Origin of the sequence: Micromonospora sp. NPDC048169 (assembly GCF_040652815.1) — a bacterium.
Taxonomy (GTDB): Bacteria; Actinomycetota; Actinomycetes; order Mycobacteriales; family Micromonosporaceae; genus Micromonospora.
Genome location: NZ_JBEZMS010000009.1, coordinates 108818 through 133382 on the forward strand (window position 1 = coordinate 108818; position 24565 = coordinate 133382).

At 69.2% G+C, this 24565-nt stretch carries 20 protein-coding genes; 12 read left to right on the forward strand and 8 right to left on the reverse strand.

Annotation, left to right across the window (positions count from 1 at the left end; genetic code table 11):
- Nucleotides 1–22 precede the first annotated feature (22 nt).
- Nucleotides 23–595 (reverse strand): DUF4352 domain-containing protein, encoded by a 573-nt coding sequence (locus AB0D28_RS10965; protein ID WP_357384501.1) that lies wholly within the window; start codon nucleotides 593–595, stop codon nucleotides 23–25.
- Between the two features lie 99 nt (nucleotides 596–694).
- Here AB0D28_RS10965 and AB0D28_RS10970 point away from each other — a divergent pair, with 99 nt between their 5' ends.
- The 9 genes from AB0D28_RS10970 to AB0D28_RS11010 all read left to right on the forward strand — a co-directional run bounded on the left by AB0D28_RS10970 (nucleotide 695) and on the right by AB0D28_RS11010 (nucleotide 15415).
- Nucleotides 695–2599, forward strand: a complete 1905-nt coding sequence (locus tag AB0D28_RS10970; RefSeq protein WP_357384503.1) for an N-6 DNA methylase — start codon at nucleotides 695–697, stop codon at nucleotides 2597–2599.
- A gap of 211 nt (nucleotides 2600–2810) precedes the next feature.
- On the forward strand, nucleotides 2811–4772 hold the full coding sequence (locus AB0D28_RS10975) for a class I SAM-dependent DNA methyltransferase (protein WP_357384505.1): 1962 nt from the start codon (nucleotides 2811–2813) through the stop codon (nucleotides 4770–4772).
- A complete protein-coding gene (locus AB0D28_RS10980) occupies nucleotides 4769–6079 on the forward strand; it encodes a restriction endonuclease subunit S (RefSeq protein ID WP_357384507.1) in 1311 nt (436 codons plus the stop codon). Before AB0D28_RS10975 ends, AB0D28_RS10980 begins: the two co-directional genes overlap by 4 nt.
- Nucleotides 6076–9123, forward strand: coding sequence for a type I restriction endonuclease (locus AB0D28_RS10985; protein ID WP_357384509.1), 3048 nt, complete (start codon nucleotides 6076–6078; stop codon nucleotides 9121–9123). The genes AB0D28_RS10980 and AB0D28_RS10985 overlap by 4 nt, the downstream gene beginning before the upstream one ends.
- A 64-nt stretch (nucleotides 9124–9187) precedes the next feature.
- Nucleotides 9188–9934, forward strand: coding sequence for a hypothetical protein (locus AB0D28_RS10990; RefSeq protein WP_357384511.1), 747 nt, complete (start codon nucleotides 9188–9190; stop codon nucleotides 9932–9934).
- A 46-nt stretch (nucleotides 9935–9980) separates the two neighbouring features.
- Entirely contained in the window at nucleotides 9981–11603 is a 1623-nt protein-coding gene (locus tag AB0D28_RS10995) for a serine/threonine-protein kinase (protein WP_357384513.1), read from the forward strand.
- Nucleotides 11604–11608: 5 nt separating this feature from the next.
- The gene (locus tag AB0D28_RS11000) at nucleotides 11609–11764 is read left to right on the forward strand and encodes a hypothetical protein (protein ID WP_357384515.1); all 156 of its coding nucleotides are present in this window, start codon (nucleotides 11609–11611) and stop codon (nucleotides 11762–11764) included.
- A 415-nt stretch (nucleotides 11765–12179) separates the two neighbouring features.
- Complete coding sequence (locus tag AB0D28_RS11005; protein WP_357384517.1) at nucleotides 12180–14699, forward strand: DUF262 domain-containing protein; 2520 nt, start codon at nucleotides 12180–12182, stop codon at nucleotides 14697–14699.
- 32 nt (nucleotides 14700–14731) lie between these two features.
- Complete coding sequence (locus AB0D28_RS11010) at nucleotides 14732–15415, forward strand: DUF6308 family protein (RefSeq protein ID WP_357384519.1); 684 nt, start codon at nucleotides 14732–14734, stop codon at nucleotides 15413–15415.
- 128 nt (nucleotides 15416–15543) lie between these two features.
- Here AB0D28_RS11010 and AB0D28_RS11015 read toward each other — a convergent pair whose 3' ends face one another.
- From AB0D28_RS11015 to AB0D28_RS11040, 6 genes are all read right to left on the reverse strand, one after another.
- A complete protein-coding gene (locus AB0D28_RS11015; protein ID WP_357384521.1) occupies nucleotides 15544–16017 on the reverse strand; it encodes a hypothetical protein in 474 nt (157 codons plus the stop codon).
- Nucleotides 16018–16031: 14 nt separating this feature from the next.
- Entirely contained in the window at nucleotides 16032–17321 is a 1290-nt protein-coding gene (locus AB0D28_RS11020; protein ID WP_357384523.1) for a hypothetical protein, read from the reverse strand.
- A complete protein-coding gene (locus tag AB0D28_RS11025) occupies nucleotides 17318–17638 on the reverse strand; it encodes a type VII secretion target (protein WP_357384525.1) in 321 nt (106 codons plus the stop codon). Before AB0D28_RS11025 ends, AB0D28_RS11020 begins: the two co-directional genes overlap by 4 nt.
- On the reverse strand, nucleotides 17625–18026 hold the full coding sequence (locus AB0D28_RS11030; protein ID WP_357384527.1) for a YbaB/EbfC family nucleoid-associated protein: 402 nt from the start codon (nucleotides 18024–18026) through the stop codon (nucleotides 17625–17627). Before AB0D28_RS11030 ends, AB0D28_RS11025 begins: the two co-directional genes overlap by 14 nt.
- Before the next feature lie 83 nt (nucleotides 18027–18109).
- Nucleotides 18110–18745, reverse strand: coding sequence for a hypothetical protein (locus AB0D28_RS11035; RefSeq protein ID WP_357384529.1), 636 nt, complete (start codon nucleotides 18743–18745; stop codon nucleotides 18110–18112).
- A 5-nt stretch (nucleotides 18746–18750) separates the two neighbouring features.
- On the reverse strand, nucleotides 18751–20142 hold the full coding sequence (locus tag AB0D28_RS11040) for a pyridoxal-dependent decarboxylase (RefSeq protein WP_357384531.1): 1392 nt from the start codon (nucleotides 20140–20142) through the stop codon (nucleotides 18751–18753).
- Between the two features lie 177 nt (nucleotides 20143–20319).
- Here AB0D28_RS11040 and AB0D28_RS11045 point away from each other — a divergent pair, with 177 nt between their 5' ends.
- Nucleotides 20320–21243: a hypothetical protein gene (locus tag AB0D28_RS11045; RefSeq protein WP_357384533.1), complete on the forward strand. Its 924-nt coding sequence runs from the start codon at nucleotides 20320–20322 to the stop codon at nucleotides 21241–21243.
- A 43-nt stretch (nucleotides 21244–21286) separates the two neighbouring features.
- Complete coding sequence (locus AB0D28_RS11050; protein WP_357384535.1) at nucleotides 21287–21589, forward strand: hypothetical protein; 303 nt, start codon at nucleotides 21287–21289, stop codon at nucleotides 21587–21589.
- Between the two features lie 9 nt (nucleotides 21590–21598).
- On the opposite strand, the gene AB0D28_RS11055 is transcribed toward AB0D28_RS11050, so the two are convergent.
- Nucleotides 21599–23548, reverse strand: coding sequence for a BTAD domain-containing putative transcriptional regulator (locus AB0D28_RS11055; protein ID WP_357384538.1), 1950 nt, complete (start codon nucleotides 23546–23548; stop codon nucleotides 21599–21601).
- A gap of 97 nt (nucleotides 23549–23645) precedes the next feature.
- Between AB0D28_RS11055 and AB0D28_RS11060 the strand changes: the two genes are divergently transcribed.
- On the forward strand, nucleotides 23646–24527 hold the full coding sequence (locus AB0D28_RS11060) for an alpha/beta hydrolase (RefSeq protein ID WP_357384540.1): 882 nt from the start codon (nucleotides 23646–23648) through the stop codon (nucleotides 24525–24527).
- Nucleotides 24528–24565 lie beyond the last annotated feature (38 nt).

Consider the following 24565-nt stretch of genomic DNA (forward strand, 5'->3'; position numbering starts at 1 on the left):
CCCGCCCCGCAGCGGTGGCTGGTCAGTTCAGCGAGACGGTCACGCCGCCGGAGAACGGCGAGTCGTGCAGCTCCAGGCGGGCGAGCTTGACGCCCTTGGGGATGTCGAAGACGACCACGCCGGTGACCTGGTTGCCGGGGTTGATGTCGTTGAGGAACGTCTCGGCGTTCTTGTTGGCGTAGAGGCCGGCCGAGCCGTCGGCGGAGTACTCGGTGCCGTTGGCCGCGTACGCCTTCTGGCTGCTGCCGTCGAACATCTGCGACTCCTTGCCGATGTTCTTCACGTTCAGCGTGACCAGGCAGAACTGGCCCTGCGCCGTGGCGCCGACCATCGACGTGCCGACCTTGCCGACGCCGCACTTGGCGGACTTGACGGTGAACTCGAACTTGCCGTCGCGGGCCGGCTGGCCGATCTTCGCGGTCTTCGGCTTGTCCTCGGGCTTGCCGGCGTCCGCCTTACCGCCGTCGACCTTGCCGGCGGCGGCCTCGGTGCCGGATTCCGCCTTGCTGCCGGTGGTGTCGTCGGTGGTGCCGGCGCCGCAGCCCAGGGCGACGAGGGCGCCGGCGATCAGGGCGAGCGTGGTGGTCTTTCGCATCGTTTTCCTCCTGCTGTGAACGTGGCGGCGTCAATAAGAGCATCATCTGTGAACGGTGTCAACAAGCATCATGCTTGACAGATGTGACACACTCCGAACGTGCAGGAGACACCGACAATCACCGCAGCGGAGATCGCCCGGCTCGCCGGTGTCGGCCGGGCCGCCGTCAGCAACTGGCGCAAACGGCACGGCGACTTCCCCGACCCGGTCGGCGGCAGCGCCACCAGCCCGGAGTTCGACCTCGCCCAGGTCGAACGCTGGCTGCACGCCCAGGGCAAGCTCCCGGAACTCGCCACCGCCGACCGGCTCTGGCGCCACCTCGCCCCGGCCGGCGCCTCACCGGCCGCCGGGCTCGCCGCCGTCGGGGCCCGGCTGCTCGCCCGGCAACGCGGCCAACGACCTGCCCGTCCGGCGGACCCGCAGCTCAAGGCGCTGCTGCCGGACGTCGACGCGCTCGCCGACGAACTCGGCCCACAGGGCGCCTTCGACGCGCTCTGGCAACGCTTCTCCGCCCCCGGACCGGGCCGCCCCTTCGCCACCCCCGACGACATCGCCGACCTGATGGCCGGGCTCGCCGCCGTCGCCGGCGGCTCCGTGTTCGACCCCGCCGCCGGCACCGGCGCCACACTGCGCGCCGCCGTCCGCGCCGGCTGCACCTCCGCGTACGGGCAGGAACTCGACCCCGACCTCGCCCGGCTCGCCGGACTGTGGCTGGCGCTGCGCGACGTACCAGGCGAGGTGAGCACCGGCGACTCACTGCGCGCCGACGACTACCAGGGGCGCACGTTCGACGCGGTCGTCTGCCACCCGCCCTTCGGCGCCAGCAACTGGGGCGACGAGGAACTCGGCCACGACCCCCGCTGGATCGTCGGCACCACCCCACGTACCGAGCCGGAACTCGCCTGGGTCCAGCACGCGCTATCCCACCTGCGCCCCGGCGGCCACGCCGTACTCCTCATGCCCCCCGCCGTGGCCGGCCGCCGCGCCGGCCGCCGCATCCGCAAGGAACTGCTGCGCCGCGGCGCGCTGCGCGCCGTCGTCGCGCTGCCACCGGGGGCGGCGGCACCGCACGGCGTACCCCTGCACCTGTGGGTGCTGCGCCGCCCGCCCGCCGACGCGCCGCTGCCGGCGCGGACGCTGTTCGTCGACGCCGCCACCGGCGACCACTCCCGCATCCTGGAGACCTGGCGGGCCTTCACCGCCGACGGCGAGGTGGACGAGCCCGGCTACGCCCGCGCCGCCGACGTCATCGAACTGCTCGACGACGACGTCGACCTCACCCCCGCGCGTCGCCAGCCCGCCGTCGCGGGCGAGGCGACAGGCGAACATCTGGTACGCACACGCGAGCGCCTCGCCGCCGTCGTCGCCGACCTGCCCACACTGATGCCACAGGTGACGCCCGCAGCCGACGGGGGCCAGGGGGAGTTCCTCACGGTCGGCGAGTTGGTCCGGGCCGGCGCTTTGCAGCTTCTCGGACCGATCCGGGGCGCTGCCTCCGGCGACGACGGTGAGCCGACCGGCGACGGTAGGCCGGTGCTGACCGTGCCGGACGTGCTCGGCGGCGGCGAACCCTCGGGCCGCGACGACGGGCGGCTCGGGCAGGAGATCGTCCTGGCCTCCGGGGACGTGGTGGTGCCGATGATCGCGCGGCAGCTCGTCGCACGGGTGGTGACGACCGATGGCGCGCTGCTGGGGCGCAACCTGTATCTGCTGCGGCCGAATTCCGCCGCCTTGGACTCGTGGTTCCTGGCGGGCCAGCTTCGGACGTCGACGAATGAGCGGCAGGCGTCGAGCCTGTCGGGGACGCTGCGGTTCGACGTGCGGCGGGCGCAGGTGCGGCGGGTGGCGCGGGAGGAACAGCAGGCGTACGGGGAGGCGTTCCGGCGGCTGCACGCGTTCGAGTCGGCGCTGCGGCAGGCGGCGACGCTCGGGGCGGAGCTGGTGCAGCTCACGGCCGACGGGTTGGCCCGTGGCGCGGTCCGCCCCGCGGATGGCCCCGGGTGATTCCCCGGCGGATCTTCCTTCCGTCAGATATCCGACGCGGGGGCGGCGTTCTGGTGACAGATGCGGAAGCCTGCGGGCCGGTGGCCCGCCGTGCATCCTCCGCCTGAGACGACACGCTGACGCTCGGTTGATCGTTTCGGCCGAGTGGGCGACTACAACGATGCAGGACGGCAGTGATACTGCTTGTCTTAAGGCAATCGAAAGGAAACTGGTGAGCACCAAGCACCAAGAGTTGGCCAACTTCATCTGGTCTGTGGCCGACCTGCTTCGCGGCGATTACAAGCAGTCCGAGTACGGACGTGTGATCCTTCCGTTGACAGTGCTGCGACGGCTGGACTGCGTGCTGGAGCCGACGAAGGACGCGGTGCTCGCCCGGTACCAGCAGCTCCAGGACGCCGGCGTGCAGAACATGGAACCGGTGCTGCGGAGGGCAGCCGGACTGCCGTTCTACAACACCAGCGAGTTGTCCTTCAAGACCTCGTTCGGCGACCAAGACCACGTGGCGCTCAACCTGCGCGCCTACATCGGCGGGTTTTCGCCGGGCGCGGTCGACGTGCTGGATAAGTACGGCTTCGACGCCCAGATCAGCCGGCTCGCCGAAGCCGGGTTGCTCTACCAGGTGGTTGCCAAGTTTGCAGAAGTGGACCTGCACCCGGACGTGGTGTCCAACCACCAGATGGGCTACGTCTTCGAGGATCTGATCCGCCGCTTCTCGGAAATCAGTAACGAGACCGCGGGTGAGCACTTCACGCCGCGTGAGGTCATCCGGCTTATGGTCAACCTGCTGTTGGCGCCCGACGAGGACGACCTCGTCACCCCGGGTATCGTCCGCAAGATCTACGACCCGGCCTGCGGCACCGGCGGCATGCTCACCGAGGCGCAGGAGCACATCCAGGCCCACAACCCGCACGCCACCGTCGAGGTGTACGGGCAGGAGCTCAACGGCGAGACCTACGCGATCTGCCGCTCCGACATGATGCTCAAGGGCGGCGACCCGACGAAGATCGCCTTCGGGAACTCGTTCAACCAGGACGGCCACGAGGGCGAGCGGTTCGACTACATGCTCGCCAACCCGCCGTTCGGGGTCGAGTGGAAGAAGGTCGAGAAGTTCGTCAAGGACGAAGCGGCCCGCGGCCACGCCGGCCGCTTCGGTGCCGGCCTGCCCCGGATCAACGACGGTTCGCTGCTCTTCCTCCAGCACATGATCTCGAAGATGAAGCGCCCCGAGGACGGTGGCAGCCGCCTGGCGATCGTCTTCAACGGCTCGCCGCTGTTCACCGGCGCAGCCGGCTCCGGTGAGTCGGAGATCCGCCGCTGGATCCTGGAGAACGACCTCCTGGAGGGCATCGTCGCGCTGCCCGACCAGCTCTTCTACAACACCGGCATCTCCACGTACTTCTGGATCCTCACCAACCGCAAGGCGCCGGCTCGCCGTCGGAAGGTCGTGCTGCTCGACGGCCGCGACTACTGGACGAAGATGCGCAAGAGCCTCGGCGACAAGCGCAAGATGCTCACCGACGAGCACATCGCCGAGCTGACCCGGGCGTACGTGAACGCGCTGGCCATCGCGGACGATGCGGAGCACCCGCAGCACGCCAAGGTGAAGGTCTTCAAGACCACGGACTTCGGCTACCAGCGGATCACCGTCGAGCGCCCGCTGCGGCTGCGCTTCGAGGTCACGGAGGAGACGGTCGCGCTGCTCGCGGAGGCGAAGGCGGTGCTCAAGTACGCGGAGCGGGAGTCGCTGCTGGCGGCGGCGAAGTCGCTGATCGGTACATCGTCTGCGACGCGCGCCGAGTTCGCGATGAAGCTGAACGGACTGGGGAAGCTGCCGACAGCAGTGGAGAAGGCGGTGTGGGAGGCGTTCTCGGTCAGCTCACCCGAGGGGGAGGTGCAGACCGACCGCAAGGGCAAGCCGCTGCCGGATACCGACCTGCGCGACAACGAAAACGTCCCGCTCGAAGAGGACATCCACTACTACCTCGAACGCGAGGTGCTGCCGCACGTCCCTGACGCTTGGATCGACGAGAACAAGACCAAGGTCGGCTATGAGATCCCTTTTACGCGATATTTCTACGTATATGCGCCGCCCCGGCCGCTCGCGGAGATTGACGCCGAGATCAAGGCTCTTGAGGCTGAGATTCAGAGTTTGCTCGGCGAGGTGACGAGGTGAGCGTTGGACTTGCCGGGCTGCGCATACCGGCCTCCTGGAGATGGTGGCCCCTGAAGCGCGCTGCCCTTTCCATTAGTCGAGGATCTGCTCCAGACTATGTGGAGGATGGGCCGGTCTGGGCGGTAAGCCAGGCAGCAAACCAGCCGGGGGGTCTTGATTGGAGCCGGGCCCGCTTCCACGCCTTCGGTGGCAACCCTGCAAACCTGAAGGGGCTGCTGCGTCCGGGTGACGTCCTGATCAATTCGACAGGTCGAGGCACGTTAGGCCGGGTGGGCTACTTTACGGGCTCGCCCGATCGCCGTGTGGCGATGGCCGATGGTCATGTGACCCGTGTCAGAGTGCGGCCAGACGTGCTTCATCCCCGGTTCGCATACTATTATTTATCCTCGGATCCGTTTCAGCACTACATCTACTCGGCACTTATCGTGGGAGCAACAAACCAGATTGAACTTGTAGGCGAACGGCTCGCATCCGCACCGATTCCAATGCCGCCGATTGAGGAGCAGCGCCGCATCGCCGACTTGCTCGACGCAAAGGTTGCCGTGCTAGACAGGCTGTCAGCTTTATCGTTGCAGCAACTGTCCCTCATGGACGAGCGTCTAGTCGAGTTATGCCGGGCCATGACGACCGGCACCCTGCGCTCGATTGACCACGTAGAAACTGGTGTACCTTGGATGCCCAAGGTCGCGTCCGGATGGGCTTTAAATCGCGTTGGGCGTGTCTTTCGAACCGGAAGCGGAACTACACCCAAGTCGAGCGAGGCTACTTATTTTGAGGGTGATGTTCCGTGGGTAAACACCGGCGATCTGCGTGACGGTCCTGTCACTGCTGTCAATCGTCGGGTGTCTAGGTTGGCTCTGCGGGAGTATCCGACCCTAGCTCTCTATAGGCCCGGTTCCCTCATAGTCGCGATGTACGGGGCTACGATTGGTCGGGTCGGTATGCTCGAAACCGAAGCTTGCGTCAATCAGGCGTGCTGCGTGTTGTCCCAAGCGACTCTCGTCGACACAAGATTTGCCTTCTATTGGTTTCTCTCCCACCGGTCGGAGATCATCCGGCTGGCGTCTGGCGGGGGTCAGCCGAATATTAGCCAGGATATCGTTCGCGGCCTCAGGATCCCTGCTCCAGACCTACATGAGCAACGCGAAATTGTGCAGAAGATTGACAGGGAATGGGATCGAGCGGCGGCCATGCGGTCAGCGCTTTCGCGGAGGATCAATCATCTGACGGAGCGGCGACAGGCACTGATCACCGCGGCCGTCACCGGACAGGTCGAGGTCACGACTGCGGGGGGGATGGACGTATGAGCCCGGTTCCGCAGGAGCAGGCGTTCGAGGCAGCAATTGAGGGTCAGCTGCTCGGCTCGGGCTGGCTGCGGGGCAACGGCAGCACCTACAGGCCCCAACTCGGACTCGACCCCGCCGAGCTGCTCGCGTTCATCGGCGCTACCCAGCCGGACGAGTGGGCGAAGCTTCTGGCCTACCACGGCAACAACCCGGACGAGGCGCAGCGGCAGTTTGCCCAGCACCTCGCCAAGCAGATCGATGAGCGCGGCCCACTCGACGTCCTCCGCCGTGGCGTGAAGGACAAGGGCGTGCTCATCCGTCTCGCCTACTTCAAGCCCGCCCACGCCATCACCGACGACGCGCTCAAGCTCTACCGCGCCAACCGTCTCACCGTCACCCGTCAGCTCGCGTACTCGACAAGCAACAACAACACCCTCGACCTGGTTCTCTTCGTCAACGGCATTCCGTTGGCAACCGCCGAGCTGAAGAACCCGCTCACCGGCCAGACCGTCGAGGACGCCAAGGAGCAGTACCGCAAGACCCGCGACCCGAAGGAACTGATCTTCGCTCGGCGTACCCTCGTACATTTCGCCGTCGACCCTGACCTGGTCTTCGTCACGACGAAGCTCGCGGGGGAGAAGACCCGGTTTCTACCGTTCAACACCGGGTCGAACGGGCCCGGCGTGTCCGGTGGCGCCGGCAACCCGCCGGCTACGGACAAGGGTTACCGCAGCTCCTATCTCTGGGAGCAGATCTGGGACCCCGACGTTTTCATGGACCTGGTCCGGCGGTTCCTGCACTACGACAAGGAATCCAAGGCGCTGATCTTCCCGCGTTACCACCAGTGGCACGCGGTCACCCAGCTCACCGACCATGCGGCCCGGCACGGATCGGGTCACAACTACCTGGTCATGCACTCGGCTGGGTCGGGCAAGTCGAACACCATCGCCTGGCTGGCGCACCGGCTGTCCAGCCTGCACACCGCGCCCGACACCGCCAAGGACGGGCTGCGCCCCAACGAGCCGGTCTTCGACAAGGTCATCATCATCACCGACCGGGTCGTCCTCGACCGGCAGTTGCAGGACACCGTGTTCCAGTTCGAGCACGTGCCCGGCGTGGTGCAGCGGATCGACAAGGACTCCGCGCAGCTCGCCGCCGCGCTTCAGGGTGAGACGGCCAAGGTCGTCATCACCACGATGCAGAAGTTCCCGTACGTGCTCAACCAGGTGCAGGGCCTCAAGGGGAAGCGGTTCGCGGTCATCGTCGACGAGGCGCACTCGTCGCAGTCCGGCGACTCGGCCGCCGCGCTGAAGAAGGTGCTGCTCAAGCTCGGCAGCGACGACGTCGACGAGTCCGGTGACCTGCTCACGGCGTCGGCGCTGGCCAGGGGCCGGCACGAGACGTTGTCGTACTTCGCGTTCACCGCCACCCCGAAGCCGAAGACGCTCGAACTGTTCGGCACGCCGCACCCGGTCACCGGCAACCCGCAACCGTTCCACACGTACTCGATGCGGCAGGCCATCGACGAGGGGTTCATCCTCGACGTGCTGCGCAACTACCTCACCTACAAGTCGTACTGGAAGCTGGCTAACGCCAACCCCGACGACCCGGAGGTCGACCCGAAGAAGGCCGGCGCCCAGCTCGCCCGCTTCGCCAGCCTGCACCCCACCATGCAGGCACAGAAGGCGGAGATCATCGTCGAGCACTTCCGCAAGCACACCGCACCGCGCCTCGGCGGGCGCGCCAAGGCCATGGTGGTCACCGGCTCCCGCGAGGCCGCCGTCCGCCTGCACACCGCCATCAAGAAGTACGTCGAGATGCAGGGCTACGTGGGCTGCGACTCCCTCGTGGCGTTCTCCGGTGATCTGGAGGTCGACGGCGTCGAGCACACCGAGGCGCGGATCAACGGTTTCGGCGAGGGTGAGCTACCCGGCAGGTTCGGCTACACCGCCGCCGACGACAAGCACGCCGGTACGCCGAAGGCCAAGCAGGACACCGAGTACAAGATCCTGGTCGTCGCCGAGAAGTACCAGACCGGCTTCGACCAGCCGCTGCTCACCACCATGTACGTCGACAAGCTGCTCAAGAACGTCGCCGCGGTGCAGACCCTGTCCCGGCTCAACCGCACCCACCCGCTCAAGAGCCAGGGTGACGTGTTCGTTCTCGACTTCGTCAACGAGGCCGGCGACATCGCCGAGCAGTTCAAGCCGTACTTCGAGACCGCCGCCACCACCCCCACCGACCCGAACCTGCTCTACACCGCGCAGAACGCCGTCACTGGCTACCCGGTCCTCGTCGACTCGGAGATGCAGGCGTACGCCGAGGCCCTGCTCGCGGCGGAGCGGAAGGCGACCACGGAGACGGGCCTCCAGCGGGCCCACGCCGCCCTCTACCGCTTCACCGAGCCGGCCGTCCAGCGCTTCAACGCCCTGGCCGCCGACGACCCGGAGGCCGCGGACGGCTTCCGGTCCGCGCTGCGCGACTACACCCGGATGTACGCGTTCCTCAGCCAGGTGGTGCCCTACCACGACGAGGACCTGGAGCGGCTCTACCTGTACGGTCGGGCGCTGCTCAACCGGCTCCCGCGACGGCAGGACCCGTCCGTCGACATCGGCGAGGTGCAGTTGACCCACCTGCGGGTCAGCAAGACCGGTGAGCACGACGCCTCGCTGACCCCCGAGGGGGAACAGATGCTGCCCGGCTTCGTCGGTGGTGGCGTCGGCTCGCAGCACGACCCGGAGAAGGTCGCGCTCTCGGAGCTGATCGACGTGTTCAACGACCGGTTCGGTATCGGCCTGGGCGAGGCCGACAAGGTCTGGGTCGAGCAGCAGATCGTCGCCCTCGCGGAGGACGGCACGCTGGAAGCCGCCGCGCTGGTCAACGACGAGAGCAACTTCGGCGTCGTCTGCGACAAGCGGATCGAGGACGTGATCCTGTCCCGCCACGACGACAACGGCAAGCTGATGCAGCGCTACCTCGACGACGAGAGCCTGCGGTCGCAGCTCAACGAGTTCGCACGCCGGCAGGCGTACCAGATGATCCGCCGCCGCAAGGGCATCGCATAACCGAGACTCGCCGAGAGGAGGACGGTTGTCCCCGTCCACGTCCACCTTCCACCTCTGGATCGCCGTGAACGAGTCCCAGGTCACGACAGCGCTCACTGCGCTGAAAGTGACCCGCTCGTCACGCCGGCACGAATGGGGCAGCATCACCGACCTGCGAGCGGTCCCGGCCACCCCGGAGCCGTCGAAACTGCCCGGCGTCCTCGTGCTCTGCACCGCTACGGTGATCTTCTCCGCCGTGCTCTTCTTCGCGGGCGCACCACTGCCTGTCGTGCTGTTTCTGGTCGCGCTTCTGCTGGTCTGCGGGCTAGCCGCGATCACGTTGACGAAGCCGCCACCGCAGATCGAGGCGCCCGACCAGGCGGCTTTTCCGGCCCTGCACCGCACCCTGACCGACGCCGACGACCGGCGAGACTTCCTCGACCTGGTGGAGCTGGCGGAGCGGGCCGGCCGGGCACTGCCCGAGGTGGACCGCGTGATGGATGCGGCAGAGGGTGGGCAGATCCTGGCGCAGGCGCTCTGGGAGGCGAGCGACGTGCTCAGCCGCCGCCAGCAGTTGCGTACCCAGATGGGGCGCCGGCAGCCCGGCCCGGCGGCGGAGGATTCGACGAGCAGCGTGGGGAAGGCGCTGGCGGAACAGCGGCAGCGCGTGACAACGCTGTGGGACGAGACGGAGTCGGAACTGACCCGGGTGCGTAACGCGCTCGAACTCGCCGCCGTGGCTGCCGAGAACGCGGCACACGATCCCGGTGCGGACGATGCGGTCCGAGAGGCTTACCAGGAGTTGCTCAACATCTATGGCGAGCGGTACTAGCCGACGACTCGTCGGTGTCATCTGACAGGACTGCCGGGGGAGACGAATGCAGGCGCAGGAACGAGTAGCCGATCGATACGAACTGACGTATCCGATCGGTCACGGCGGTATGGGGGAGGTGTGGGCGGGCTTCGACGAGAAGCTGGACCGGCCCGTCGCCATCAAGTTCCTGCGTAAGCTCGCCGTACCCGATGGCGACCGCGACACCGCTGTCGACCGGTTCATCCGTGAGGCACGGGTCACCGCCCGCCTGGACCACCCCGGGGTGCCGAGCGTGCACGACGTCGGCCACCACGGCGACGACCTCTACATCGTCATGCAGCTCGTGCCGGGCGTGCTTTTGTCCGATCTGATCGCCGAACGCGGATGGCTCGCCGTGCCGTGGGCCGCCGCCATCGGCACACAGATCTGCTCGGTACTGGCGGTGGCGCACGCGGCCTCGCTCGTGCACCGTGACCTGAAGCCGCAGAACGTCATGGTGACCCCCAGCGGCGCCGTCAAGGTCCTCGACTTCGGGGTGGCCGCCCTGCTTGGGCCGGAGGTACCCCGGCTGACCGCCACCGGGCACACGCTGGGCACGCCCACCTACATGGCTCCCGAGCAGGCGCTCAACAGTGCCGTAGGTCCCCGCACCGACCTCTACGCACTCGGTTGCGTGTTGTTCGAGCTGCTCACCGGCAAGCCGCCGTACCGGGCCGACAACCCACTCGGCATGCTGCACCGGCACCTGAACGACCCCGTCCCGTCAGTGCAGGAGCACCGCGCGGGCGTGCCGGACGTCCTGGTGCACCTCCTCGTACGGCTGCTTGCCAAGGACCCGCAGCACCGGCCCGAGTCGGCGGCCGAGGTCTACGAGCTGCTGGCGCCGTTCGGAGCGGTCGATGCCGAGAAGGCAGCCGACGCTGCCCCGACTGTGGCGGACGGGCAGCGGGTGGACCCGACAATGCCGTACCGGTATCCGTTCGGGCCGTTGCCGCCCCGTTCACCGCTGCCGCCGACGCGCATCGACATCGTCCGTCCACGAGCAGCGGCAGAGATCGTCGAGCCGCCGTCGCTCGACCAGCTCGCCGAGGTGGAGGAGAGGGCCTGGGAGCTTGCCGAGGAAGAGCGGTTCACCCAGGCCGCCGAGCTGCTCGAATCGGTGTTGCGGCCGATCAGCGGCGCGCACGCCGCCAGGCAACCGCGAGTCCTGGAGCTGCGGCTCAACCTGGCCAACCTGTACGTCCTGGCCGGGGCGTTCCGGCAGGCGCTTCCGGAGTTTCAGCGGCTCGTCGTCGATCTCGCCAAGCGTCCCGTGCCGGACGAGGAATTGATCTGGCAGTGCCGGCAGCAGGCGGCGAGCTGCCAGGCGGAGCTGGGCGAGGCGACCGAGGCGTTGCGAGAACTGCGGGCGCTCCTCGCCGAAGAACAGCGGGTGATGCCGCCGGACTCGCCGGAGCTCTTTCCGCTACGGCAGCAGATCGCCATGCTTGTCGCCGGCTTGGGCGACGTGCCCGAGGCGCGGCAACTGCTGGAGGGGCTACGGCGCGACATCAGCGCGCTCTACGGCTCAGGGTCTGCGCCGTCGGCCGAGATCGAAGCGCTGCTGAGCCATCTGCATCGGCTGGGGGAAGAGATGCCCGGATCGACGGGCCAGACTTCGTCCGGGGCAACACAGCGTGAAAGATGAGGAGCATGTTCGAACTGGAAGACGCCGTCAGCCGGGACGGCCTCGGCCGTCTCCCGCACGGCCGGGACCGGCTCGAGCAATGCCTTGACCGGTTGGCGCGCTTCCGGCGCGAACACCAGTTCTTCTTGCACAGCAAGGAGAACGTTACGCGACACACGTAATGCCGTGGCCGCGTGCGGCGTTCAGATCGTGTGGTGCCGCACCAGGCGGCGCCAGCGAAGCGCACACGAGCCGGCCAGCTTCGAGTTCTGGTCGACACCTGTTCTACCTGGAACCTCGCCATCGACCACCGGTCCTGCCACACCCGTTTCACCTGCGAGCTCGGCTTGGAGTTCAATCTGCGGCAACTGAGCGCAGGAGGTCGCCCAGCTCTTGCTCGCTGGCCAGCCCAGCGGGCCTGCTTGCGGGAGGAACACACCTGCCCGCTGTGTCTGGGCGCGGCCCCGACTCGTCCCTGTCGCAAGTACGACAGAGCGGTCGTGCTGATTTCCTCCACATCGCGCCTATCGTGGCTGCTCTGTGTCAAAGGCGGGCGGCCGGCTGCAGAATGCAGCTTCGAGGATGAGGAGTCGGCGCATGGTTTCGGCGCACGAGACGACGTTGCGTGAGCTGCTCGAGGGTGCGAAGCAGTATCGGGTGCCGCTCTATCAACGGACCTACTCGTGGACTGACTCGCAGCTCAAGCGACTGTGGGACGATATCCGCAAGTTGGCCGAGGAGCGTGTCGAGAGCCCGGACCTCACGCATTTCATCGGCTCGCTCGTGCTCGCGCCCAGCCCCACTTATGGGCCTTCGGTATCGGAGTTCCTTGTCGTGGACGGTCAGCAGCGGCTGACCACCCTGTCGATCCTGCTCTGTGCGATCCGCGACCACCGGGCCAAGCACGAGGACCTCGGCCACCGAGACCGGATCGACCAGGAATATCTCATCAACAAGTACAAGCCCGCCCACCGATTGAAGCTCGTTCCCACTCAGGCAGACCGGGCTGCCTACGAGGCGTGCCTGGAGGCGACGCCACAGGCTGGGGGCAGTGACCAGGTGGGCGCGGCGTACCGATTCTTCGCCGCCCAACTTGTCGCCGTCGACGATCCGGACGATCCGCTGGACATCGAACGCATCGAGGATGCCGTCATTTCCGGGATGTCCCTGGTCTCGGTCGTGGCGAAGGCCGGCGACAACGTTTATCGGATCTTCGAGTCGCTCAACAACACCGGCCTGAAGCTCACCCAGGCCGACCTGCTCCGAAATTACCTGTTCATGCGGCTACCGACCCGTGGCGAAGCGGTCTACGACTCGTTGTGGTTCCCCCTGCAGAAGCAGCTGGACTCTGGGGAACTGGAACAGTTGTTCTGGCTCGATCTGGTGCACCGCAACCCCGAGGCGAAGCAGACCGACACCTACGTTGGTCAGCAGGAACGGCTCAACGGCCTGCGCACCGAGACGGAGATCGAGGACGAGGTGCGCAGATTCTGCGGCCTCGGTGCCCTCCTGCGGGCCATCCTGCATCCCGAGGAGGAACAAGACCCGGAAGTGCGGCGACGCCTGACCAGGCTGAACGCGTGGGACACCACCACCGTATTGCCACTGCTGCTGCACCTGCTGGACCGTCGGCAGGAGGGGACCGCGACCTCCGGCCAGATCGCCTCTGCGATGCTCTATGTCGAGAGCTACTTCGTCCGGCGTCTGCTCATCGGCCGGGCCACCGCGAGCATCAACCGGGTGCTGCTGCGCATCGTAACCGACATGCGGAAGGACCTGTCGGTCGACGAGGCGGTACGCGCCTATCTGTCGGTGGGACGAAAGTACTTCGCCACCGACGCCAACCTGCGGGACGCTGTTCGGTCGATCCCGTTCTACCTCAATGGCCGCGCCACCCAGCGCAAGTTGGTGCTGCAATGGCTCGAAGAATCATACGGTAGCAAGGAGCCAGTCTCGCCGACGACGCTGACCATCGAACACGTCATGCCGCAGAGCCCGACCGCCGAGTGGAAGCAGATGCTCGGCGAGGACCTGCGAGGTGAGGAGAGCTTCGCCGAGGTGCATGAGGCACTGGTGCACACCTTGGGTAATCTCACCCTGACCGGCTACAACGCGGAGCTGAGTAATAGCTCTTTCCTGGTGAAGCGGGCCCAACTGGGTAAGAGCGGGATCGCGCTCAGCCGGGAGATCGCCGAGCAGAAGCGTTGGGGTCGCCCCGAGATCCATGCCCGTGCCGATGCCCTCGCAGATCGCATCATCGCCACCTGGCCCGGGCCGACTGAACAGGCAGGCGGCAAGTCGGAGGTGCCCTGGGACATCATGAACACGGCACTCGCCGCGCTGCCCGCCGGCTCCTGGACCGCGTACGGCGACCTCGCCGCGCTCATCGGTAGCCACCCCGTTTCGGTCGGTGCGCGGCTGGCCAACCATCGTGCGCCCAACGCACACCGGGTGCTTCAGGCAGAAGGCGTGGTGGCTCCTAATTTCCGCTGGCTCGATGAGGGCCGAAATGACGATCCACGCGACCTGCTGCGTGACGAGGGCGTGGAATTCGACAAGTATGGTCGGGCCAGCCAGGCCCAGCGCATCGGAGTGGAGGAGCTGGCCCAGCTCGCCGGACTGCCCCAGCAGGACGCGTCAGATCAACTGCTTCGGCCTCGGTCCCGGCGGAACAACTCGCTGGATGACCGCTTCCTTGAGCAGTTGACCGACCTGCAGGACGCGCAGGTCGCGCATGGGACGGTTGCGGTGCTCGAGGCGTGGGTCGGAATGGGTGGTCAGCTCTTCTACGGCACCGGGGGCGAGACGTCATGCTTTCTTATGGCCCGCGACAAGGCCCATCCACTTGGCAACATCTGGCCTTCCACCATTTATCCGAGTGGAAAGTTTGAGATTGTCTTTCAATACCTGACCATCCGAACTCCATTCGACGACATAACACTGCGGGAACAGTTCCGTCAGCGGTTGAACGAGCTGCCGGGCGTGAAGATCGCCGCCGCAAAGCTCGCGCTGCGTCCGGGCTTCTCCCTTGACGTACTCGCGGACGCGGCCGCCCGGGAGACGTTGGTCGAGCACCTCCGATGGTTCTACGCGCAGGCCCTGACGAGTGAAGCGTGATACGCCCGCCGGTGCCTGAGAGGAAAAGAGAAGTGAATCAACCCCTCACCTTGCATGAGATCCTCGCCGTGCTGAATGCCCCGGCTTCGGTCGATGACCTTCGTCGGTACTTCCACTCAGCCGGCGAGTCGGCCTTCACCGGCGGGCAGTTCGATGTGCTCGGCGGGGGCGGGTCCCGTCCCGAGGTCGCGTACGTGGTCACCGCTGAAGACGTGGTCGCGGTCGAGTTGCTCGGCGTGTGCATCCCGGCGAGACAGCGGCTCAACCTGCTGCGGGGCCAACTCGGCCGGGAAGTGACCGCCCAATTGGTCGACATCCCGAATGATGTCGAACTGGGGAACGCGGCGGCGCTGCAGTACATCGTCGATGCTGGTGCTGCGAGCTCCCTGTGGAATCGCCTCTGTGCCGCGGACGGCATCGGTTGGGTGACCGCTGGCAAACTGCTCGCCCGGAAACGGCCGTCGCTCGTGCCGGTTTACGACACCGTCGTCTCCTGCGCCTACGGCACACGGACCGGCTTTTGGCGGTGGCTACACGGCAAGCTCGGCGAAGAGGGCGGAGTCTTGAGGGAGAAGCTCGACACCCTGCGTCGGGACGCCGAGTTGCCGGCCCTGGTCAGTCGGCTGCGGGTGCTCGACGTCGTGTTCTGGATGCGGCACCGAAGCGATCACGTTCCCGGCGACTGCTCTGGGCTACGAACGCCCGACCCCGTGTAGGGACGAGATGCGTGAGATCACGGTCCGGTTCGACTGTCCCGACCATGACGGTGAATGGCGTCCGTAGGCTGAGGAATTCGATCCGGTGCGCTGTAACTATGCTGGCTGCGATGCCGTACCGCCTCCCTTCAGGCTCCCGACGGCCGGCGGTGCTTCTCCCAGAGCGCACGGTCTGCGATATCGGGCGTGGTGCCGGGCGGGAAGTCCCGGTAACCCGACCGGGGGTCCCAGGCCGCGACAAGCAGGTCGAGGCCATGCAGGAGAAGCACCGGCCAGGGGCTCACCGCGGTCAACTCGATGAACAAACGTCGTGCCTCGTCACGCTGCACCTCGCCGTCCCGTCGGCTGTAGCCGAGGTCCCACACGAGGCTGTAGCCGTCGATGACGGACTCCTCCTCCGGCTCGTCAAAGGGGTAGCTGTAAGGGTTGGCTGACAACTCGCCGCCGACGACGCCGGGCCGTCCGTCCGAGGCCGGTCGACTGAGGTACACCTTGCCCTCGTCGTCTCGGCTGAACTCCACGTGCATGCGGGCGGCGAGTTCAGCCGCCACACCCTCGGGCGTCAGATTGGTGTGGATGAAGATGTGCTCGAAGGTGGACATGCGCCGTCCGGCTCCTAGGGAAGATCGATGATGCGGCCGTCGCCGAGGATGATGCGTACCGTCGCCGGCATCTGCTGGTCATGAACACGGGCCTGTCCGGCCGCCCGGCCGTAGCCGCGGCGCGCATCCTCCTCCGTCAAACCGACGTTACGACCGTCGAGGACCGCGACCCCGTCGGATCCTGCCTGTTCACCCGCCTCAAGGATATTCCGCCGTACGCTACTGCTGCCTGACCCGACCAGTGTCTTGAACTCGGTGATCACACCGGGATCCTCCGGACCAGTCCGCACCATCGCATCGGGATTCTTCATCTTGTGGGCGTCGTCTATTCGTTCCCTCGGATGGACCATCTCACCGTCGCCGGCGAGACGGTCCGCGATCGCCCGCTCCTTCTTTTCGAAAAGCGCCCGAGGATCGTGCACCCCCGGGTGGAACTCGTCACCGAGCGGGCCGTGGTGTCGGCCCGGATCGAAGTCGGCGGGCCTCGACCCGTGCGGGCCGTCCGGTTTGGCGGATCCGCCACCTGGAACCTCAGGGGAGCGACGACCCAGAAGGCGGCTCAGCGCCTCCTTCAGCTTCTCGATCAGCTCACCCAGCCGCCGTACCTCCGGCATCAGCCGCCGCAGGCTCGCCAGCAACCCCCGCAACAACCGCCCGATCCGCGCCGCCCACGACGCCACTGTCGTGGTCACCTGCTCGACCACCAGCGGCGTCGCCAGCCCGGCCGTGGCGACCAGTTCGGTCGCGTACACGATCAGGCGGGACACGCAGGCGGCGATGGCGTCGCGGACCAGCAGCCGCACGGCCGCGACCAGGCCGGCGGCGCCTTCGGTGATCGCGGCCATCGCCTCTGCGCCCTGCGCCAGCCCGGTGATGGCCTGCTGCTGTTCGCCCGCCCAGCGGCGGTAGCCGGTGGCGGCGGCGCCGGTCCAGCCGGCCACCTCGGCGCGTACGGCGTGGGTCAGCTCGGCGGCGTCGTCGCGCAGTGACGCGGCGACGTTGCGCCAGGTCTGGGCGTGCGCGGTGATCTCGGCGGGGTCGCCGGCGAGCCAGTCCAGGGCCTCGCTGAGCGGCTTGACGTGTTCGATGAGCCAGGCGATGCCGTACTGGAGGAGGGCCCCGGCCGGGTCGGAGACGAGCGCGAGCGCGTCGAGGCCGGCGCTGACCACGCCGAGGCTGCTGTCGATCCAGCTGCCGGTGCGTACGCCCTGGGCGATGAGTTCGATGTCCTCGCAGATCCACACCCCGGCCCACGGGCTCGGTCCGGTGTCCGCCGGGTCGGCGACCAGCGGATTCGTGCTCACCTCTGCTGCCGCAGCCGGTCGAGCAGGTGCGCGGCGCGCGCGTCTGAGGCGCGGTAGCGCTCCGCGCTCGCTCGCACCCTGTCCGCGGTGTCCCGGACCGAGGTGGCGGCGGTGCCGATGCCGTCGGTCAGGGTCCGTTGGAGGCCGTCGAGCAGGACCGGCATGATCGCGCAGAGTTGCCCGTACGCGTCGGCGCTCAGCCGGACGTGCTCGCCGGCCTGCCGGGCGGTGTCGATGCTGTCGGCGCGGTGGCCGAGGGGCGCGGCGTGCGCGTTCAGGTCGTCCGGGTCGACCTGGAGGCCGTCACCGGGCTGCATCCGGTGTGCCCGGATCGGGGTCGAGCCGTCGCCGGTGCGACTCGACAATCGCCGTCGCGGCCGGGTCGTCCGCGCCGAACGTTTCGGTGGTCGCCTCGGTGAGCCGACGCAGCAGGTCCGCCCGGGCGGCCCGGGTGACCACCAGGATCTGCCGGGCGGTGTGCGCGGCGGAGTGCTGCCGGACACGCTCGTCCAGTCGTACGTCGGTGGGCAGCCCGGACGCGTCGACGGTGACCTCGACCAGCCCGTCGGCGCTGCGGGCGGTGCCGGTCAACGCCTGTGTGCGGGCGGACAGGGCGCGGGCGCGTGCGGCCCGGTCGCCCAGCGACGACTCCCACTCGTCGAGCCGGCACGCCGCCGCGTCCAGCGCGGCCTCGTCCGTCCACATGACGACCCTCCCCAGGGGACTGCGACAGCGCCACGCTACCAACCGATCGCGGTGCGTGTATGCCCGTGAGGCTCCGGAGCGGGTCAGCCCTGCAGCCGCTGCGCCCAGTACACCTGACCGTCCGGTCCCATGTAGACGAGCGCCAGCAGCAGGTCCGGCAACGTCACCGGCGCGGTGGCGATCGGGTGCGCCCGCTCGTGCCGCTCCAGATGTGGGAACAGGACGACGAATGTCAGGGGTGAGGCGAGCGTGTCGATGATCGACAGCCTGCTGCCGGCGCTGAGCCACTCGTTCTCGCCGACCCGGATGTCGCCCGCGCCGCGCAACCAGGGGTAGCGGTCGGGGATCCTGTTCTCCACACCGGCGCTGCCCATGCCGACGCTCTCCTGCGGCGCTGCCACCGCGAACACCGACGGCTTGAGGTCGGTGCGCTTGTCGACGAGGAACAACGCGAAGTACCCGCCGTCCAGGGGCGCCGGTGGCTCCTGCCACGACACGCGGCCCAGCACGAGCTGGTCGCCGTCGTACGTCACCGGCGCCTGGTATGCCGACCCCAGCGCGACTTGGGCCTCGTCATGGGTGACGAACTCCAGCGAGGAGCGCAGATGCAGCGCCTCCGGCCCGTACGGCGGGTGCTGGCGCCACCAGCGCCAGCCACCGGCGGCTGCCACGGCCAGGACCAGCACCGCCACCGTCGAAGCCGCCCGCCGCCACGTCACGGTCCTCAGTGAACCACCTCGCCGGTGCCCGTGCGGGCCAGCCGGATCATGGCCGCCACCGACCGGTCCACGTCCGCCTCCGTCGTGGTCGCGTTCGACACCGAGATCCGCATCAGCCGCCGTCCCCGCCAGGTCGTCCCGCCCACCCAGCACGTCCCGTCGGCCTGCGCCGCGGCCACCACCCGGTCGGTGCGCGCGTCGTCGCCGAACCCGACGAGCACCTGGTTGAGCACCACGTCGTTGACCACCTCGAACCCGGCTGCGGTGAGCCCGTCGGCGAACCGCCGGGCCAGCGCGCAGCATCGCTCCACGAGCGCGGCGACGCCGTCGCGGCCCAGCTCCCGGAGGCCGGCCCAGACCGCGAAGCCACGGGCGCGGCGGGAGGACTCCGCGGTCAGGTCCGCGCCCGCCGGCACACCACCGGAACCCACGAGGTACGCGGCCGCGTACGACATGGCCGCCGCGTGCGCGTCGGGCCGGGCGCAGAACGCGAACGCCGTGTCGTACGGCAGGTTGAGCCACTTGTGGCCGTCGCAGGCCCACGAGTCGGCGTTTTCCAGCCCGTCCACCAGGTGCCGGGTCGACGGGCTCGCCGCCGCCCACAGCCCGAACGCGCCGTCCACGTGCGCCCAGCCGCCGTGCCGGTGGACCAGGTCGCAGGCGCGGCGCAGCTCGTCGCACGCGCCGGTGTTCACGTTGCCCGCCTGAAGACAGACGATCGTCGGTCCGGGACCGGCGTCGCGCAGCGCCGCCGCGAGCGCGTCCGGGTCGACAGCGCCCTGCGGGCCGGCCGGTACCGCCCGCAGCGCGTCGGTGCCGAGACCGAGCAGGCGCAGTGACCTGTCGATGGTGGCGTGCCGCTCCGTGCCCGCGAACACGCGTACCTCGGGCGCGCCGGACAGGCCGCGTCGTTCCACGTCCCAGCCGGCGTCGGCGAGCACCTGGTGGCGGGCGGCGGCGAGCCCGGCGGTGTTGGCGGCCTGCCCGCCGGTGACGAACCCGACCGACGCGGTGGCCGGGATGCCGAGCAGGTCCTTGAGCCAGGTCCCGGCGGCCGCTTCGGCGGCCACCGCGGCGGGGGAGGTGACCGCGTTGAACGCGACCTGGTCCCACCCGGCGGCCAGCATGTCGGCGGCGGTGGCGGCCGGGGAGGCGCCGCCGACGACGAAGCCGAAGTAGCGCGGCCCGGCGGTGGCCACGAGCCCCGGTTCGGCGGCGGCCACCAGGTCGGCGAGGACCCGTCCGGGCGGGGTGGGCGCGTCCGGCAGCGGCCCGGCGAACGCCTCGTTCAGCGCGGCCTGGTCGACGGGTACGCCGACCGGCCGGTCCGGCAGCGACAGCCGGTAGTCGGCCGCGTGGTCGGCGGCGCGCCGGAACAGGTGCCTCAGCTCGTCCATCGCCGCACCCTAGCCGCAGCCACCCGGAGGTGGGGCCTGTGCGGGCTGTCCGGGCGCACGTGGAGTGAGTGCTGAGTGACGTCCGTGACCGCTGGCTCACCCATCGTTCCTGCGCTTGTGTGGATTGCAGAAAACCGTTTGTGGCTTTCCCACTGAGAGGTGGAACCCGGAGGACCGATGATTCTGAGAAGACTGCTTGACAGCGCATCCGCCCGTCTCGCCCGCCAGAGTTCCGATCTGCTTCAGCTCGTCGTCCTGACGGGTACGGCGCTCGTGGCGATGTTCGGCATCGGACGTGCGTGGATGGTGGCGCTGCACCTCCCGTCGTGGACGCTCGCCACCCCGCTGGTGCTGCTGGCCGTTGCAGCCATGGTCGTTTACTACGTCCGGTGTGTTCACCACCCGGCTGACTTCGTCATCGAGGAACTCGACGGATCGTTGGTCGTCACCAGGGTCGAGGGTGAGGATGGCCGCCATCATCACCGATACGCCTACACGCGACAGCAACGTGTCCGGGCCACCCGGCAGATCCGTCTCGTAGGCATCCGTTCCCACTGGAGCGGACAGACTCGGGTGATCGAGGGGGCGACGTCGCTGTTTCCCGAACATCGGCTTCTCGACGGCGCAGTGGCCGAGGAGGACGGGCGCGTCTACCGGTGGTTGTATCTGCTCGGTCCGCTTGCCCGCGGTCGTCGCGTCAACGTCGGAATCAGACAGGTGTTTGAGGATGTCTACGCCCCTATGAAGCCCTATTACCGCGAGAGCTGCGAGGAACGGCGGGTGGGAAAACTGTCGGTACGTGTCCAGTTCGATCGGGCGGATTCGCCAGCCGAGGCGTGGCAGGTCGTGTGGCGGAGGACGCGGTCGGGATCGAGCCGCCAGGAGATCGCCCGTACCCGCTGCCAGCCGAGCGGTAACCACCTGGCGGGGAAGGTGGTCTATGAGATGACCTTTCAGCGTCCGGACCGCGAATGCGCGTACGGCATCTGGTGGCGGTGGCCCGAGCCGCCGACCCGCCGGCGCCCGGGTTCGGCATCCGCCGGTGCTACGACCGAGCCCGAGCACGACATCAGCCCGGATTCCCCGGCCGGACGGCGGTGATCCGACCCGGGAATCCGGAGGATCGACCTGATCATCTCTCCAGATGCCGGTCTACGAAACCGCCGCGGTCAGGGTGGCAGCCGAGACGGTCGCCGCCGCCCTGACCGTCCTGTGCGGACGTCCGGCCTGTCTCGTCGACGCGGGGGAGAGCCTCCGCGTGATCACCGGTGAGCTCGCGACCGTTCTGGCCGACGAGATGAGCATGGACGATTGGGACGAGGCGGTCCCGCCGTGCCCGGGTCACGGTCATCCCCGCCGGCTGGTCCGGCGGGGCGATTCGGTGGTGTGGCAGTGTCCCCGGGACCAGGCCCACGCGCCGGTGCTCCTCATCGACTGCGGCCGGTGAGCAGCCCGGTCAGCCGCCGCCGAGGGCGGCGTCGAGCCGGTCCAGGTGTGCGGCCACCGGCCCGGCGGTGAGCAGCCCGCTGCCCGCCCCGGCTACCTCGCCCGCCGCCGGGGCGAGCGAGGACCGCGCCCGGAGCATCGCGTCCCGGTCGTCCAGCGCGACGGCGGCCCGCGCGGTCAGGCACCACAGCGCCTCCATGAGCAGGTCACGCGGCGGTGCCGGGGTGCGGCGCAGCGCGGCGGCGGCCTCGTCGCGGCGGCCGCCGGCGAGCAGCTCCAGCGGGCGCGCCCAGGGCGCGTACGGCCCCCAGTCCGTGTCGGCGGGAAAGTCGGCCGGCAGGTCGTGCCACACCCGCAGGCAGAGCAGCGCCAGCGGCGTCAGCCCGTGTTCGACACCGGGCATGCCGCAGCCGGCCAGCGCGGTCGCCCACGACCGGTACGCCGCCTCCGACTCCGGGTACGACGCGCCGGTGGCGGCGGTCCGCATGGCCCGGTAGCCGCCGGTGAACACGCCGACGAGTGGGCTTTCGTGCCGGGCGGCGAGCCGGTCCGCCGCCTCGGCGTGTGCGTCGGCGGCGGTGAAGTCGGCGAGCGCGCTCCGCGCCTGCACCCGGATCAGGTGTCCGAGGATCTCCACCGTGGCCAGGCCTTGCCGGGCGGCGAGCGTGACCAGTTCCGCGCCGATCGAGTCCCGCCGCGCGGCCAGCCCGGCCCGCTGGAACGTCTGCATCCACACGCCGTTGAGGGCCTGGGCCAGCAGCGCCGGGTCGGCCACCCGCCGCGCGATCGCCTCCGCCTCCCGCGCGGCCTCGGCGGGGCGCGGCGACGCCGTACCGCGCGACTCGATCGCGACGGTGGCCAGCAGCCGGGCGCGCGTCGCCTCCGGCGCGTCCGGAACCAGCCCGGCCAGGGCCCGCTCCGCCGCCGCGACGACCCGGGTCGCCTGCGCCGGGTCGTCCGAGCGGGTCCAGATCGCCGGTACGTCGTACCCGCCGATCACCCGCGCGGTGAACTCCGGGTCGCCGAGTTGCTCGGCCGCGCTGATAGCCGCCTCGCGCTGGTCCCGGGCCGCCTCCAAGCCGCCCGGCCCGGTCACCGCGAGGCTGCGCAGCAGCCCGACAGTGGACTCCAGCCGGGCCCGCGCGCCGGGCACCACACTGCGCTCGTACGCCGCCGCCGTCTCGGCCCAGACGCGCGCCGGGCCGGTCGGTTCGGGTTCGGCCTGGCGCAGCAGGTCCGTCTCCAGGCGCCGCAGTCGCGGTCCGGGGTCCAGGCCGAGTTGGTCGCGCAGCAGTTCCCGGGCGCGGCGCAGCACGGCGAGCGCGTCGGCCTGCCGCCCGGCGCGGTAGAGCGCCGACGCCAGCAGCGCCCAGCCGTCCTCCCGCCACGGGTACTGCGCGACGTGGGCGTCGAGATCGGGCACGGCGTCGGCGGCCCGGTCCAGCGCCAGCAGCGCCTCGGCCCGCCGCTCGACGGCGGTGAGCCGGATCTGGTCGAGCCGGGTCCGTTCGGCGTGCGCCCACGGCTGGTCGAAGTCGGCGTACGCAGGCCCGCGCCACCAGCCCAGCGCCTCGTCGAGCCGGTCCAGGGCGGCCCGGGGCAGCGCGTCCGCGACAGCGGTGACTGTGTCCTCGAACCGCCAGGCGTCGACGCTCTCCGGTTCGGCGCGCAGCGCGTACCCCGGTCCCTCGGTGACCAGCAGCCGGGCGGGCTCGCGGGGCGGACGGTGCGGTTCCAGGCGGCGGCGTAGCGCCGCGACGAACGTGCGGACCGCGCCCACCGCGCCGGCCGGCGGGTCGTCCCACAGGTCGTCGACGATCTGCCCGACCGGCACGGTCCGGCCCCGGGCGGCGACCAGCCGGGCCAGCACGGCCCGGTGCCGGGGCCCCTTCAGGTCGACCGGCACACCCGCGTCGTCCCAGGCCGTGACCGGACCCAGCACACCGAAACCGACAGGCACCGACCCCTCCTCGACCCGCTGGTCACCGTATCGCGCTCATCGGTTGCTCATCCGGCGCCGCCACGCTGGACCGGTACGACGAGACGAAAGAGGGATCATGATGAGCACCACCATCGCGGGATTCGACTACCAGCGCGTTCCGGTCGCCGAGGGTGTGACGCTGAACGTGGCGGTGGGCGGCGTGGGCAGCCCGGTCGTGCTGCTGCACGGCTTCCCGCAGACGCATCTGATGTGGCGGCACGTCGCCGCCGACCTGGTCGGCGAGCACACGGTGATCTGCCCGGACCTGCGCGGCTACGGCGCCAGCGACAAGCCGGCCGCGCTCACCGAGGACACGTACGCCAAGCGGACCATGGCCGCCGACGTGGTGGCGCTGGCCCGCGCGCTCGGACACGAGCGGTTCGCGCTCGCCGGGCACGACCGGGGCGCGCTGGTGGCGGTCCGGGCCGGCCTGGACCACCCGGACGCGGTCACCCACCTGGCGTCGCTTGACGTGCTGCCCACCCTCGACATGTGGGACGTGCTGCACGGCGCGTCCGCCTCGGTGGCGTTCCACCTCTACCTGATGGCGCAGCCGCCCGGCCTGCCCGAGACGATGATCGCGGCCAGCGCCGACGCGTTCTTCGGGCACTTCCTGGACGCCTGGGCCGGTGACCCGGCGGCCATGCCGTCGGAGGTGCGCGCCGAGTACCTGCGGGCCTCCCGGGAGGCGGTCGACTCGATCGTCGCCGACTACCGGGCGTCGGCCGGGATCGACGTGGCGCACGACCGGGCGGACCGGGACGCCGGGCGGCGGCTGACCATGCCGGTCACCGTCATCCAGCAGGACTGGGGCGCCGCGCTGGGCTACGACGCGGCAGCCGTGTGGCGGGCCTGGGCCCCGGACCTGGAGCACCGCACCACCACTGCCGGGCACTTCATGGCAGAGGAGGCGCCGGGCGAGATCGCCGGAGCGCTGCGCGCGCTGCTGAAGCGCTAGCCGGGCCGGACTTCGTTGGCGAACGCCTTACCGTACGT